Source organism: Bradyrhizobium sp. cir1, assembly GCF_014198245.1.
Lineage (GTDB): Bacteria > Pseudomonadota > Alphaproteobacteria > Rhizobiales > Xanthobacteraceae > Bradyrhizobium.
In genome coordinates this window covers 1-13,726 of record NZ_JACIHE010000039.1, presented here as the reverse complement: position 1 = coordinate 13,726, position 13,726 = coordinate 1, and the positions used below count along the sequence as shown (strand labels likewise).

14 protein-coding genes and 1 tRNA gene are annotated in these 13,726 nt (G+C 65.0%); 7 read left to right on the top strand and 8 right to left on the bottom strand.

The window, feature by feature from the left end:
* Positions 1-3: 3 nt before the first annotated feature.
* From lptC to GGD63_RS37665, 3 genes are all read right to left on the bottom strand, one after another.
* Entirely contained in the window at positions 4-732 is a 729-nt protein-coding gene (gene lptC / locus GGD63_RS37675) for an LPS export ABC transporter periplasmic protein LptC (protein ID WP_183250057.1), read from the bottom strand.
* Positions 733-858: 126 nt separating this feature from the next.
* Complete coding sequence (locus GGD63_RS37670; protein WP_183250055.1) at positions 859-1,473, bottom strand: ribonuclease D; 615 nt, start codon at positions 1,471-1,473, stop codon at positions 859-861.
* 101 nt (positions 1,474-1,574) lie between these two features.
* Positions 1,575-2,897 (bottom strand): UbiA family prenyltransferase, encoded by a 1,323-nt coding sequence (locus tag GGD63_RS37665; RefSeq protein WP_183250053.1) that lies wholly within the window; start codon positions 2,895-2,897, stop codon positions 1,575-1,577.
* Positions 2,898-3,090: 193 nt separating this feature from the next.
* Here GGD63_RS37665 and GGD63_RS37660 point away from each other — a divergent pair, with 193 nt between their 5' ends.
* From GGD63_RS37660 to GGD63_RS37650, 3 genes are all read left to right on the top strand, one after another.
* Positions 3,091-3,360, top strand: a complete 270-nt coding sequence (locus GGD63_RS37660) for a type II toxin-antitoxin system ParD family antitoxin (protein WP_183250051.1) — start codon at positions 3,091-3,093, stop codon at positions 3,358-3,360.
* Entirely contained in the window at positions 3,357-3,656 is a 300-nt protein-coding gene (locus GGD63_RS37655; RefSeq protein ID WP_183250049.1) for a type II toxin-antitoxin system RelE/ParE family toxin, read from the top strand. The genes GGD63_RS37660 and GGD63_RS37655 overlap by 4 nt, the downstream gene beginning before the upstream one ends.
* Positions 3,657-3,799: 143 nt before the next feature.
* On the top strand, positions 3,800-5,071 hold the full coding sequence (locus tag GGD63_RS37650) for an MFS transporter (RefSeq protein ID WP_183250047.1): 1,272 nt from the start codon (positions 3,800-3,802) through the stop codon (positions 5,069-5,071).
* A gap of 118 nt (positions 5,072-5,189) precedes the next feature.
* Here the strand turns inward: GGD63_RS37650 and GGD63_RS37645 are convergent.
* Positions 5,190-5,276: transfer RNA gene (locus tag GGD63_RS37645), tRNA-Leu, on the bottom strand.
* A 149-nt stretch (positions 5,277-5,425) separates the two neighbouring features.
* On the opposite strand from GGD63_RS37645, the gene GGD63_RS37640 reads away from it, so the two are divergent.
* On the top strand, positions 5,426-6,391 hold the full coding sequence (locus GGD63_RS37640) for a complex I NDUFA9 subunit family protein (protein ID WP_183250045.1): 966 nt from the start codon (positions 5,426-5,428) through the stop codon (positions 6,389-6,391).
* Positions 6,392-6,816: 425 nt separating this feature from the next.
* Here the strand turns inward: GGD63_RS37640 and GGD63_RS37635 are convergent, their stop codons facing one another.
* From GGD63_RS37635 to GGD63_RS37625, 3 genes are all read right to left on the bottom strand, one after another.
* A complete protein-coding gene (locus GGD63_RS37635; RefSeq protein ID WP_183250043.1) occupies positions 6,817-7,557 on the bottom strand; it encodes an SDR family oxidoreductase in 741 nt (246 codons plus the stop codon).
* A 3-nt stretch (positions 7,558-7,560) separates the two neighbouring features.
* Positions 7,561-8,892 carry an FAD-binding oxidoreductase gene (locus GGD63_RS37630; protein WP_183250041.1) on the bottom strand — a complete coding sequence of 444 codons (1,332 nt, stop codon included), beginning with the start codon at positions 8,890-8,892 and terminating at the stop codon, positions 7,561-7,563.
* A gap of 171 nt (positions 8,893-9,063) precedes the next feature.
* The gene (locus GGD63_RS37625; RefSeq protein WP_183250039.1) at positions 9,064-9,870 is read right to left on the bottom strand and encodes an undecaprenyl-diphosphate phosphatase; all 807 of its coding nucleotides are present in this window, start codon (positions 9,868-9,870) and stop codon (positions 9,064-9,066) included.
* A 169-nt stretch (positions 9,871-10,039) separates the two neighbouring features.
* On the opposite strand from GGD63_RS37625, the gene GGD63_RS37620 reads away from it, so the two are divergent.
* The 3 genes from GGD63_RS37620 (at position 10,040) to GGD63_RS37610 (ending at position 12,855) form a co-directional block, all read left to right on the top strand.
* Positions 10,040-10,732, top strand: a complete 693-nt coding sequence (locus GGD63_RS37620) for a glutathione S-transferase family protein (protein WP_183250037.1) — start codon at positions 10,040-10,042, stop codon at positions 10,730-10,732.
* Entirely contained in the window at positions 10,681-11,856 is a 1,176-nt protein-coding gene (gene queG / locus GGD63_RS37615; RefSeq protein ID WP_183250035.1) for a tRNA epoxyqueuosine(34) reductase QueG, read from the top strand. The genes GGD63_RS37620 and queG overlap by 52 nt, the downstream gene beginning before the upstream one ends.
* A 201-nt stretch (positions 11,857-12,057) precedes the next feature.
* A complete protein-coding gene (locus GGD63_RS37610; protein ID WP_183250033.1) occupies positions 12,058-12,855 on the top strand; it encodes an acyl-CoA thioesterase domain-containing protein in 798 nt (265 codons plus the stop codon).
* Between the two features lie 123 nt (positions 12,856-12,978).
* Here GGD63_RS37610 and GGD63_RS37605 read toward each other — a convergent pair whose 3' ends face one another.
* Positions 12,979-13,446, bottom strand: coding sequence for a nuclear transport factor 2 family protein (locus tag GGD63_RS37605; protein WP_183250031.1), 468 nt, complete (start codon positions 13,444-13,446; stop codon positions 12,979-12,981).
* Between the last annotated feature and the right edge of the window lie 280 nt (positions 13,447-13,726).

Genomic DNA, 13,726 nt, shown 5'->3' with positions numbered 1-13,726 from the left:
AAATCACTTTGAATTGGCGGACTTGTTTTGCGGCGTGCGCGTCTTCACCGGCGGCGCTGGCTCGGGCGGTGCAGGCTGCGCAGCCGCACCGTCGTCGAGCTTGTCCAGATGCATCACCACATTGCCTTCGAAGCGGATGACATCGCCGCCCTCCGTGATTCGCAGGCGATCCGCCGTCAGCGTGCCGTTGGTCAGCTTGACGTCGACGCGCTCGTCCGAGGAGACCGTGCCCTTGTTCATGTCGACGAAGGCGGAGTTCAGCCGCGCCTCGTAGCCGGTCGAGGTGCGCAGGAAGATGTCCTTGTGCAAATCGAGCTGCTGCTGCTTGTTGTCGAAGCGGCCGGTGCGCGCATCGAGGAACAGGGTCGACTGATCCTCCATCAGCACCTTCGCGCGCAGATCGGCGAGATCGACATGGTCGGGGTCGGTGATATCCTGCGTTGCCGTCTTGGCCCAGAGCTCGTAAGGCCGCCGGTCCGGCGTGAAGCCGGACATATGCGGCGATTCCATCGTGATCCTGGTGCCAGTCACCACGAGATTTCCGGAGTCGAGCTTGATCGGGATCGTGAAGGGATTGAGGAAGGTCGAGACGGCGACGATCGCGGCGATGGACGCGGCCACCGTCGCCGGCACCGCGACGCGCAGAATCCGCACCAGGCGGCTGTGGCGCGCCGCGCTGGCAAACTTCGCCGCAAGCGCGGCGTCGTAGGTGGGATTCTGGGCCGAATTCACCGCTGCTCCAGAGGATCGCTCGCCTTGTCCGGTTGAAGGCCGCGCCATTGTACCCGGCGGCGACCGAATGTGCAGCCCGCGAGAGGCCGCAGGAAAGTGTCCGAAACGGGGCGGGCCGCTCAGGCGTCAGGAATGCGCAAAGATGTCCTCTTCCTCCCAGCCCTGGAGGTCGAGCAGGGCGCGGGTCGGCAGGAAGTCGAAGCAGGCCTTGGCCAACTGGGTGCGGCCCTCCCGGACCAGCATGGCATCGAGCCGCTCGCGCAGGGCATGCAGGTGCAACACGTCGGAGGCGGCGTAGGCGAGCTGCGGCTCGGTCAGGCTGTCGGAACCCCAGTCGCTGGACTGCTGCTGCTTGGAGAGGTCGACATTGAGCACCTCGCGCACGAGGTCTTTCAGGCCATGGCGGTCGGTATAGGTGCGGGTCAGGCGGGAGGCGATCTTGGTGCAGTAGATCGGCCCGGTCATGACGCCGAAGGTCTGGTACAGCACCGCGACGTCGAACCGCGCGAAGTGGAAGATCTTTGTGATGGCCGGATTGGCCAGCAGGGCCTTCAGGTTCGGCGCGTCGGTGTGGCCCTTGGGGATCTGCACCACGTCGGCGCTGCCGTCGCCGGGCGAGAGCTGCACCACGCAGAGCCGGTCACGGTGCGGATTGAGCCCCATGGTCTCGGTGTCGATCGCCACCGCTGTGGTGTAGCGGGACAGGTCGGGCAGGTCGCCGCGGTGCAGGCGTACGGTCATGGTGTTTCAAAACCTCGGGTCAAATCGGTCAGTCGGCACAATAGGCTCATTTCGGATTGACCGCGATGTATCCACTCAGGGCAGGCCGCGCAAGCGCCCGCTCAGATCGCGGCCAGCATGATGCAGATCATCGCCGCCACCGTGGTGCGGCTGGGGCCGTCGCGGAAGGCGTACAAAATCGGATCATCCGGCATCTCGCGGCGATGCGCCATCATCAGGGCCCGGCCGAACCAGTACAGCAGCAGCGGGGTCATGAGCCACAGCATCCAGGGGTGGCTGTAAAGCGGCGTCACCGCGGACGAGGACACATAGAGCGAGAACACGGTCACCGCGTTCATGGCACTCGCCGCCGCCATCGCGGCGATGACATGCAGATCGGTGATCCGGTAATCGCGGTTGGAGGGATCGGCGAGCCCGGCGCCCTCGCGCATGCTGAGCTCGCTGAAGCGCTTGATCAGCGCCAGTGAGGTGAACACGAACAGCGAGAAGATCAACAGCCATTCCGACAGCACCACGCCGACACCGACGGCGCCGGCGACGATGCGCAAGCTATAGAGCCCGGCGAGCGTGACGACGTCGACCAGCATCTTGCGCTTGAGCACGAGCGAATAGGCGATCGTGGTGGCGAGATAGGCGCCGAGCACGCCGAGGAACAGCGGCGAGATGAAGAGGGAAGCTGCGACCGCAAACAGCCACAGCACGGGGATCGCCGACAGCGCGGACGAGATCTTGAGATCGCCGGCCGCGAGCGCGCGGTGGCGCTTGGCCGGATGCTGCCGGTCGGCGGCGAGATCGAGCAGATCGTTCATCAGATAGGCGCCGGAGGCGCAGGCCGAGAACGCCAGGAACGCCAGCAGCGCGTAGCCGAGCGTCGCAAGATTCATCTGGTGCGCGGTGATAACAGGCACGAACACCAGCGTGTTCTTGGCGTATTGGTAGACGCGCAGCGCCTTCGCCCAGGTTTTCAGGCTCGCGCGGTTGCTGGTGCGTGTGCCGATGCGCTCGATCTCGGCCCGATCGAACGGCAGGCTGCCCGCGGCGAGATCGGCCGGCGTGACGACGCCATCGAAACCAAGATGCGCCGCGATGCCGGCGGCGTGCTCGGCGAAACGTCCGGCGACGAGATAGATCTTTTCACCCCGCCCCCGCGCCGCCAGCGCCCGGTTCAGCACGTCGGGATCATAGGGCAGATGGGCGTAGTCGATCTCGGCGCGCGCCAGGATCGCTGTGAGCGCCGCCATGCCCGCCCGTCCGCCCGCGCCGAAGCGGGCCAGCATGCGGCCGGGGCTGGAGAACAGCGCCTCCATCAGCAGCTCGGATCGCAGTAGGGCGCCTTCGAGATCGATGACGAGCGTCCGCGACGCCGCCGGGGTTGCCGACGGCTCGGGCACGCCAGGATCGTAACTCCAGGCAGGCTGCTCCATCCGAAAAAGGCTCTCAACTGCGCGACATGACCGGCCCAGGGGCGGGCCGGGGAGCAGGGACATGGACGGCCGGAACCCTATGCGAGCATTCGCTAAAGGCGACTTAATCGGCTGGATTTCGGCCGGCTCGCCGCTTGCTGCAGCAGCCGTTCAATAATAGTTATTAAGGCGGATATTGACGGAGAAGCGCAGCATGGCGGTCAGTGCAGATCTCGGCGAAGCCCTTGAAAACTTTGTAACAAAGCTCGTCGCGTCGGGTCGCTATCACTCCAAGAGTGAGGTGCTGCGGGAGGGCGTGCGGCTGATCCAGGAGCGCGAAGCGCGGCTCGCCGCGCTGGACGCCGCAATCGCGCGCGGGCTCGACGATGCGGACGCAGGCCGGACCAAGCCGAGCTCGGAGGTTTTTGACCGGCTGGAGGCAAAACTCGCCGCCAAGACGGGCCGCAAGAAGGACCAAACGTGATCGTCGTCCTCACCGCGGAAGCCGAAGCCGACCTCGAGGACATCGCATCATACATCGTCGAGCAAAGCCCGCGGAGCGCGCTCACGCTCATCCGGGGACTGCGCGAGAAGTGCGAAACCCTTACTGATGCGCCACGCGCCTATCCGCTGGTCCCGCGCTATGAGCACCGGGGCATTCGCCGCCGGCCGTTCGGAAACTATTTGATCTTCTATCGGGTCGGTCACGATGTGATCGAGGTGATCCACATCCTTCACGGCGCGCGAGACTACGAGCCGCTGCTCTTTCCGGAGGACTAGCTGTCCTGGAAGGCGTCCACCGAGAGGCGTTTGCGACACACTCGCGGAACTTGTCGCAAGCGCCCCGTGAAAATCGTACGGGCATACCTATCTGTTGCGAGCTTCCCGTACCGTCTGCCCCGCTCACCGCGAAATGAAATCTGATGACTGAACAAACGCTCGCCGCGCCGATCGACGACCAACAGGAGCGCCAGCGCGGCTTTTCGCGCTACCAAGCGCTCCTGATCGCGCTGCTGGCGTTCACGCAGTTCACGATCATCCTCGACTTCATCATCATGTCGCCGCTCGGCGCCATCCTGATGCCCGCGCTCAACATCACGGCCGGGCAGTTCGGCGTCGCGGTGTCGGCCTACGCATTCAGCGCGGGACTATCGGGCATCCTCGCCGCCGGCTTCGCCGATCGCTTCGACCGAAAGCGCCTGCTGCTGTTCTTCTATGTCGGCTTCACGCTCGGCACCCTGCTCTGCGCAATGGCGCAGAACTACCATGTGCTGCTGATCGGCCGGATCGTGACCGGATTGTTCGGCGGCGTGATCGGCTCGGTCGTGCTGGCCATCATCACCGACCTGTTCGCGCTACACTTACGCGGCCGCGTGATGGGCTTCGTGCAGACCGCGTTCGCCGCGAGCCAGGTGCTCGGTATTCCGGCCGGGCTGTTTCTCGCCAATCACTGGAGCTGGCAGGTCTGCTTCGTCGCGATCGTCGGCCTGTCGATTGTCACGATCGCCATCATCGCCTTTGTCATGGAGCCGGTGGACGCGCATCTGAAGCTGAAGCAGGACAAAAATCCGTTCCACCATCTGATCGCGACGGTCTTCGAGCCGCGCTACACGCTGGCCTTCGCCGTCACGACGCTGCTTGCGACCGGCGGCTACATGCTGATGCCGTTCTCCAGCGCCTACACCGTGCACAATCTCGGCATCGACATGCTGCATCTGCCGACGATCTATCTCGTGTCCGGCCTGTTCAGCATCGTCACCGGACCGCTGGTCGGCCGCGCCAGCGACGCGTTCGGCAAATATCCGACCTTCGTGTTCGGCTGCGCGATGACCGTCGTCATGGTGCTGATCTACACCCATCTCGGCCACGTCTCGCTCGTGACTGCGATCACCGTGAACGTGCTGATGTTCGTCGGCATCTTCTCGCGCATGATCCCGTCGCAGGCGCTGATGTCCGCGATCCCCGACCCCACCCAGCGCGGCTCGTTCAGCGCCGTCAGCGCCTCGCTCCAGCAGCTCTCCGGCGGTCTCGGCTCGGTGCTCGCCGGCGCGATCATCGCGCAGGCGGGCGACGGCGCGCTGATCCATTTCGACCGGATCGGCTACGTCGTCGTCATGACGACGATCATCACGCTGGTCGCGATGTATTTCGTGCAGAAGGCGGTGGCGGAGCGGACGGGGAAGAGGGTGGTGTGAGGGGCGGCGGCCGGGTTGGCGCGACAGGAGCCCGCGGCGCGACCGTGATGCGGGAATCGCCGCCCTGCTACCTCAACTGATCGGGAGCAGCCCCATTTTGCGTCGAAATCCCGCAAAATGGTGCCCAGGAAAGGACTCGAACCTTCACGGCCGTTAAGCCACTGGCACCTGAAGCCAGCGCGTCTACCAATTCCACCACCTGGGCATGCCGTTTGGGGCACGGAGGCGGTTACTACGGTTCGGTGACGCCGTTGTCAATTCATGCTTGGCCGGTTTTGGCGATGCGGATTGCACATCGCAAACCGGCCCGGTAGAAGCCTGATATCACGCACTCTTCCCGCAGGATTGGCTCCCATGGCATCGAATCTGGAAACTCTCGTTACGGTTTTCGGCGGATCGGGGTTTTTGGGCCGGAATGTCGTCCGCGCGCTGTGCCGGCGGGATTACCGGATCCGTGTTGCGGTGCGGCGGCCGGAACTGGCCGGATACCTGCAGCCCTCCGGCAAGGTCGGGCAGGTCCACGTCGTGCAGGCCAATCTGCGCTATCCGGCCTCGGTCGAGGCGGCGCTGCGTGATTCGGATGTCGTGATCAACCTGGTCGGAATCCTCGCCGAGGGCGGCGCGCAGACCTTCGACGCCGTCCAGGCCAAGGGCGCCGAGACCGTCGCCAAGGCGGCTGCTTCTGCCGGCGCGCGCCTCGTGCATGTCTCCGCGATCGGCGCCGATGCGCAGTCGCCCTCGCACTATGCCAGGGCCAAGGCGGCCGGCGAGGCGGCGGTGCTGGCCGCGGTGCCCTCAGCCACGATCTTCCGCCCCTCCGTGATGTTCGGCCCCGAGGACCAGTTCACCAACCGCTTTGCGGCGCTGGCCCGGATGTCGCCGGTGCTGCCGCTGATCGGCGGGAGTACCCGGATGCAGCCGGTCTATGTCGGCGACGTCGCCACCGCGATCGCCGATGCCGTCGACGGCAAGGCCAAGGCGGGGGCGACCTACGAGCTCGGCGGGCCGGAAGTGCTGACCATGCGCGAGATCATCGAGGCGATCCTCGAAATCACCGCCCGCAAGCGGCTGCTGGTGCCGCTGCCGTTCGGCCTCGCCCGCTTCCAGGCCAACTTCCTGCAATTCGCGCCGGGCGCGTTCAAGCTGACGCCGGACCAGGTCACGCTGCTCGAGCGCGACAATGTCGTGTCGGATGCGGCGAAGGCGGCGGGGCTGACGCTGGAAGGGCTCGGAATCGCGGCCGATTCGCTTGAGGCGATCGCCCCGCAATATCTCTGGCGCTTCCGCTCGGCCGGTCAGTTCCAGCGCATGAGCGTGTGAGTGTTCTTCTTCACCTCGCCCCGCTTGCGGCAGGGCTATCGCAGATGGCTTCTTGGTGACGACCAGAGCAAGCGCCTCGTCCTTCGAGACGACCGCTCGGCGGTCTCCTCAGGATGCGGCTAAGCAGCATTTGCCCCGTTGAAATTGCCGCCGCGCACTCCGCCCTCATCCTGAGGGCCCGCCATCGGCGGGCGTCTCGAAGGATCGGCTGCGGGCGAGCTATCCGCCACGCTTCTTCATATGCGATAGCCCTGCCGCTTGCGGGGAGAGGTCGATCGCGAAGCGATCGGGTGAGGGGGTACGGATCTCACATAGACCGCAAGTGCGGAGAGAGGCCCCTCACCCCAACCCTCTCAGCGCGAGCGTAGCTCGTCGCGGCCCCGTAAGAACGGGGCGAGGGAGCACACCGTCGGCGCGGTGACACCTCAAAACTTCAGCTTCTTGAACACCGCTTCCGGCAGCGTCTTGATGATCAGCATCACGAGGCGCCATTTGCCGCTGACATAGACGACATCGGTCTTGTTCTCGACGGCGGCAAGGATCGCATCGCCCACGACGGGCGCCTCGACGGTGAGCGGGCCGATCAGCTTCATGCCCTCGGTCATCTTGGTGCGGACAAAGCCCGGCTTCACCGTGACGACGTGCACGCCACCGCGGCTGGCGCGGGCGCGCAGGCCGGACAGGAAGGCGGAGAAGCCGGCCTTGGCCGAGCCATAGACATAGTTGGAGGCGCGGCCGCGATCGCCGGCAACCGACGAGACGCCGACGATCGTGCCGCTGCCGCGGCCGAGAAATTTTTCCGCGAACAGGCCGAGGATCAGCGACGGTCCCTCGTAGTTGGAGCGCATGATCGTGGTGGCGTGGGCGAGATCGCTCTGTGCGCTCTCCTGCATGCCGAGCAGTCCGACGATCGAGATGACGACATCGGGCAGCGCCGGAAGACTGCCGACAAAGCCCTCGAACGAGGCGGTGTCGAGCACGTCGAACCTGTGGACACCGACATCGACACTGTAGCGCGCGCGCAGATCGGCGGCATCAGGCTCCAGCGCGGCGACGTCGCGGCCCGCGAGAGCTACATCGTATCCGCGCCTGGCAAAGGCGCGCGCGGCGGCGCGGCCGATATCGGAGGAGCCACCCAGCACCAGAACAGTCTTGCGTGACGTCACGGCCTAGACCTCATCAAACAGGCGTTGTGAAAGTTTCGAGCGGATGTTGCCTTTGGGATCGAGCGATTTGCGGATCGCATTGAAGCGGCGCAAGGCCGGATAGCCGGCCTCGAAGGTCGCGCGCGACTGGCGCGCGTCCTTGGCGAGATAAAGCCGGCCGCCGGCAGCGACGACCAGGCGGTCGATCTCCTCGAGGAAGTTCAGGATGTCGCCCTTCACCGGAAAATCCAGCGCCAGCGTGTAGCCGGGCAGCGGAAACGACAGGAGGCCGTCGCCCTGGCCGAGCTTCTTCAGCACCGCGAGGAAGGAAGCATCGCCGCGCCGCGCGACGCGATCGAGGATCTCGCCAAGCGCGGCGCGCGCACCGTCTTCAGGAATCACGCATTGGTGCTGCAGGAAACCGCGCTTGCCATAGATGCGATTCCAGTCGGCAATGCTGTCGAGCGGGAAGAAATAGGGATAGAGCGAGACCACATGGCTGCCGCCGGCGCGCCGCGCGCCCATGCGGTAGTAGAGCTCGTTGAAGGCACGGATGCTGTAGCGGTTCAGCGTCATCGACGGCAGGTCGATCGGCACGCTGAGGCCGGGATTCTTGCCGACCGGAAATGCGTCGGCACCGTCGGCAAGCTCATCCTTGCCGGCGTGCTCGCCGAGATAGATCAGGGAACGGCCGAGGTCACGTCCTCGCGCGGCGCAATCGATCCACGCCACCGAATAGGTCGCGGTGTCGCCCGCATCGAGCGCGCGCATCGCGGCATCGAGATCGGATGCGGCGATCACCCGCTCGCGGATCCATCCCGTTTCGACCCGCCGCAGCCGCATCGTCGCTTCGAGGATCACGCCGGTGAGGCCCATGCCGCCGACGGTCGCGAAGAAGGCATCGGAGTTCTGCTCGCGCGAGACCTTGATGGTCTGGCCCTCGCCGGTCGCTAGCTGAATGCTGTCGACATAGCGGCCGAAGCCGCCCTCGCAATGATGGTTCTTGCCGTGCACGTCGGACGCGATGGCGCCGCCGACCGACACGAAGCGCGTGCCGGGAACAACGAAGGGCAGGAAGCCGCGCGAACCAAACGTGTCGATCAGGTCCGCCAGCAGCACGCCGGCTTCGAGCCGAATACGGCCCGTGGCCGGATCGAACGACCTGACCCGGTCGAAGCCGGTCATCGCGACGGTCCTGGCAGCGCCGATCGCGGCATCGCCATAGGCGCGGCCGTTGCCCCGCGCCACCGAGCCGGTCACATCAGCGACGGCATCACCCACGGCCTCGAACGAACGCGGACGCAGCAGATCGGTATCGACGACCGGGAAGCGCCCCCAGCCGGAGACGAGGGTCATGGTTCAGCTCCTGTGCGAGGTGCGCGCCGCGCCCCGCTCTGGAAACTGCTTACCGGTCAAAAGCTTATTTTGCGTTGAAGCCGCCCGCCAGCCGAGCGTCACGGTCCACACCTCTCCCTACGGGAGAGGTGAAACCGAGAGCTTCGGCCAGCACTGCTCGATCAGAGATGTTTACCGGCCCAGCGCCAGCGCGATCAGGCCGAGGGTGCCGACGATGACGCGCCACCAGGCGAACACCACGAAACCGTGGCGGGTGACGTAGGTCAGGAACGACTTGACCACGATGATCGCGGTGATGAACGACACGATGAAGCCGATCGCGACGATACCCATATGGTCCATCGTCATTTCGGAACGGTTCTTGTAGAAGTCGTAGGCGAACGCGCCGATCATGGTGGGAATGGCCAGGAAGAACGAGAACTCCGCCGCCGCGCGCTTGTCGGCGCCGAGCAGCATCGCAGCGACGATGCTGGCGCCGGAGCGCGACACGCCCGGGATCATCGCCACGCACTGCGCGATGCCGATATAGAGGTACATCAGCAGCGGGAACCTGGTGGCGTCGTGCTCGCGCGGCTTGAGATCGAGCTTGTCGACCCAGAGCAGGATGGCGCCGCCGACGATCAGCGTGAAGCAGACGACCCAGGGGTTGAACAGCACGCTCTTGATGTATTTGCCGGCAACGAGGCCGACGATGACGGCAGGCAGGAACGCCACCAGCACGCCGATCACGAAACGGCGCGCATAGGCATCGCGCGTGAACATGCCGATCGCGACATCCCAGAGCTTTTTGAAATACAGCCCGACGATCGCGAGGATCGCACCCAGCTGGATCAGAACCGTAAACGAATCCCAGAAGGCGCCTTCACCAAGATGGAAGAAACGCTCGGCGAGCAGCAGGTGGCCGGTCGAGGACACGGGAAGGAACTCGGTCACACCCTCGATGATGCCGAGGATCACTGCCCGTATTGCATCTGACATATTTACGGTCCATTTCCGCTGGAAAAGCGGGGCTCTTCTCGCCTATTCCCCCCAATGCTGCAATCGCTAAATGCGGCATCACGCTCTTGCTTCGCGGTTTTGAAGGACTAGTGTGGCGCCGCACAAACATTGATGGATTCTTAAGCACCATCAAATAGTCAAAGGCTTCATGTTTACGCTGTTTCATCATCCGTTCTGTCCGCATTCGCGCTTCATCCGCCTGATCGCGGGCGAATACGGGCTCGACCTCAAGCTGGTCGAAGAGCGCAGCTGGGAACGGCGCGAGGCATTTTTGCTGCTCAACGCGGCGGGCACGACGCCTGTCCTGGTGGACGACGAGCAGCCGCCGATTCCGGGCGCGGCGATCATCGCCGAATATGTCGACGAGGCCTATGGCGCCGGGATGGGACCCAAGCGCCTGATGCCGGAGACGACCCTCGAACGCGTCGAGGTGCGCCGGCTGATGGCCTGGTTCAACGAGAAGTTCTTCGAGGAGGTTTCGCACCCTCTCGTCACCGAGCGCATCTACAAGCGCTTCATGAGCGAGGAAAATGGCGGCGGCCCGCCCTCGGCCGACGTGATGCGCGCGGCCAAGGCCAACGTGCGCTATCATCTGGCCTATATCGGCTGGCTGGCGCAGACGCGTAACTTCCTCGCCGGCGACCGGCTCACCTACGCGGATCTCGCCGCCGCGGCGCATCTCTCGGCGATCGACTATCTGGGCGACGTGCCATGGAGCGAGGACGACGCAGCAAAGGCGTGGTACGCGCGGGTGAAATCCCGTCCGTCGTTCCGTCCGCTGCTGAGCGAGTGGCTGGCCGGCGTGCCGGCGTCGCGGACCTACGTGGACCTGGATTTCTGAACTCCGATCCGACTGAACTGAAGGCGGCACTCGAACGCGAGGCGCGCGCGCTCGGCTTCGACTGCATCGGCATCACGGCACCCGGCACGATCGAGGCGGCCGGAAAGCACTTCCTCGAATTCATCGCCGCCGGCGGCCATGGCGACATGGACTGGCTCGCAGCGCAGCCGGAGCGCCGGGTCGATCCACGCGGGCTGTGGGCCGATGTGCGCAGCGTGATCATGCTCGGCGTCAATTACGGTCCCGACTCCGATCCGCTGGCGATTCTCGCGCAGCGCATGCGCGCGGCGATCTCGGTCTATGCGCAGGGCGACGACTATCACGACCTCATCAAGAAGCGGCTGAAGGCGCTGGCGCGCTGGCTGGTCGCGACCGCGCCGTCGGACGTGAAAGTGTTCGTCGACACCGCGGCCGTGATGGAAAAGCCGCTGGCGCAGGCCGCGCATCTCGGCTGGCAGGGCAAGCACACCAATCTCGTCTCGCGCGAATTCGGCTCGTGGCTGTTTCTCGGCGCGATCTACACGACGCTGGAGCTGCCGCGCGACGATGCCGAGATCGACCATTGCGGCTCGTGCCGGGCCTGTCTCGACATCTGCCCGACTGCGGCGTTCCCCGCACCCTACAAGCTCGATGCGCGGCGCTGCATCTCGTATCTCACCATCGAGAACAAGGGGCCGATCCCGCACGAGTTTCGCAAAGCCATCGGCAACCGCATCTATGGCTGCGACGATTGCCTTGCCGCGTGTCCATGGAACAAGTTTGCGCAGGAGGGACGCGAGGCCAAGCTCGCTGCGCGCGACGAATTGCGTGCGCCTGGTCTCGTCGAGCTCGCGCGTCTGGACGACGCCGCGTTTCGTGCGCTGTTCACGAAGTCCCCGGTCAAGCGCATCGGCCGCGACCGGTTCCTGCGCAACGTGCTGATTGCGATCGGCAACTCGGGTGAGGCAACGCTGGCAGACGAGGCGCGGCGATTGCTTGCTGATGCGAGCCCGCTGGTGCGTGGCGCCGCGGTGTGGGCGCTGGGGCAGTTGGTGGAGCGGGAAGAGTTTGAGGCGATGAAGAGCGCCGCGATGCGCAACGAGCGCGATGATAGCGTGCGTGAGGAGTGGCAAGCCGCCTCCTAACCCACCGCTGTCATTCCCCGCCTAGTGCGCAATTGCGCACGGGGGCGGGGAATCCAGTACGCCGCGACTTCTCGATTCTATCACTGCCGTCTCGGAGTACTGGATCGCCCGGTCAAGCCGGGCGATGACAGCGGAGTGTGAGGACGACGCCCGCTCTCGCCACCCTTGATTTCTCCACTCATTCCCGCAAAGTCGCGCGTCATGACAAACATGCCTTTCTTCACGCGCGACGGCGATACATTCCATCCGACGGACGTCGCCAATGGTCCGTGGGACCCGAAATCGCTGCACGGACGCGTCATCGTCGGGCTGCTTGGGTTCGCCATCGAGGAACGCCATTCCGGTCCCGAATTCGTGCCGGCGCGGCTCACCGTCGACATGTTCCGGCTGCCGACCATCGACAAGCCGATTCACGTGACGACGCGGCTCGTGCGCGATGGCATGCGCATCCGCGTGGTCGAAGCGGAGTTGTTTTCCGGCGGCGTCAGCATGGCGCGCGCCTCGTGCCAGCTGCTGCGCAAGACGCAGAATCCTGATGGCAATGTCTGGTCGCCGCCGAACTGGGACGTGCCGAAACCATCAGACATTCCGAAACCGACCGATCCCAGGCTCGGCATGAACGGCAAATGGACGACGCGCCCGATTGTCGGGCACATGGGCTCGCTCGGGCCACGCCGTCTCTGGATGAGCGAGGTGCGCGAGCTCGTCGCCGGCGTTGCGATGACGCCGTTCGTCCATGTCGCCGTTGGCGCCGATTTCGCCAGTCCGTTTGCCAACGCCGGCGACAAGGGGCTCGGCTACATCAACAGCGACGTCACGCTCTATCTGCACCGCCTGCCGGTGACGAAGTGGATCGGCTTCGACGTGGTCAATCACCAGGCGACGGATGGCGTCGCGATCGGCGAATGCTGGCTCTATGACGAACAGGGCCCGATCGGCACCGCCACGGTCGCAGCGCTGGCGCAGCGCAAGCCGATGCCGAAGGTGTCGCCGCCGTAACCCGCTGTCATTCCGGGGCGTGCGAAGCACGAGCCCGGAATCCATTCCACCACCATTTCTGCGGCCCGATGGATTCCGGGCGCGCGCCAAGTGGCGCGCCCCGGAATGACGAGAGGAGAGAGCTTACCCCAAATGCCGCTGCATCTCCGGCCGCGCCTTCAATTCCGCGCCCTGCTTGGCGACGATCTTGGCAATGCGTTCCGGCACGAACTTCAGGTCGACGAAAGCCGGCGCGGTGTTGGCGACCTCATGATAGCTCGCGATTCTGCCGTCCTTCAGCGTCATGATCGCGACGCCCTCGAACATCGCCCGCGCGCCGTCAGCTTCCGGCAGGGTCGATTTGTAACTGAAGGTGTAGCGTGCATAGAGCGTGGTGCCGTCGGTGACGGGGTCGTGCATGTCCCAGCGGAAATCGGTGGCCGTGCGATAGAACCAGTCGTCGATCATGGCGGCGATCCTCTCGCGGCCGGCGAAGGCGCCGTAGAACACGTCGTGGTAGACGCCGTCCTCGGTGAAGATATCCGCGAAGGCCCGGCCGTTGCGCTGCTCGACGGCGTCGCAGAAGGCGCGCAGCATGGCGGTGGTGGTCATCGGATTGCCTCCCGGTGTTTCTTGTTGTGCCCTCTCCCCTTGCGGGAGAGGGCAGCTCCGCTCGTTGACACGCATTCACTTGGGTGAGGGGTCTGTCTCCGCGATTCTCGAACTCGCGGAGAGAACCCCTCATCCGGCTTCGCTTCGCGAAGCCACCTTCTCCCACAAGGGGAGAAGGAAACAAGATGTCCAGACCGGATAGAGAGGTAACACAGTAGACCGGATGGATGGGTGACAGTTCTCTGTCGGCTGGGAGGACCAGCCGATGCCTTGGCGAGAG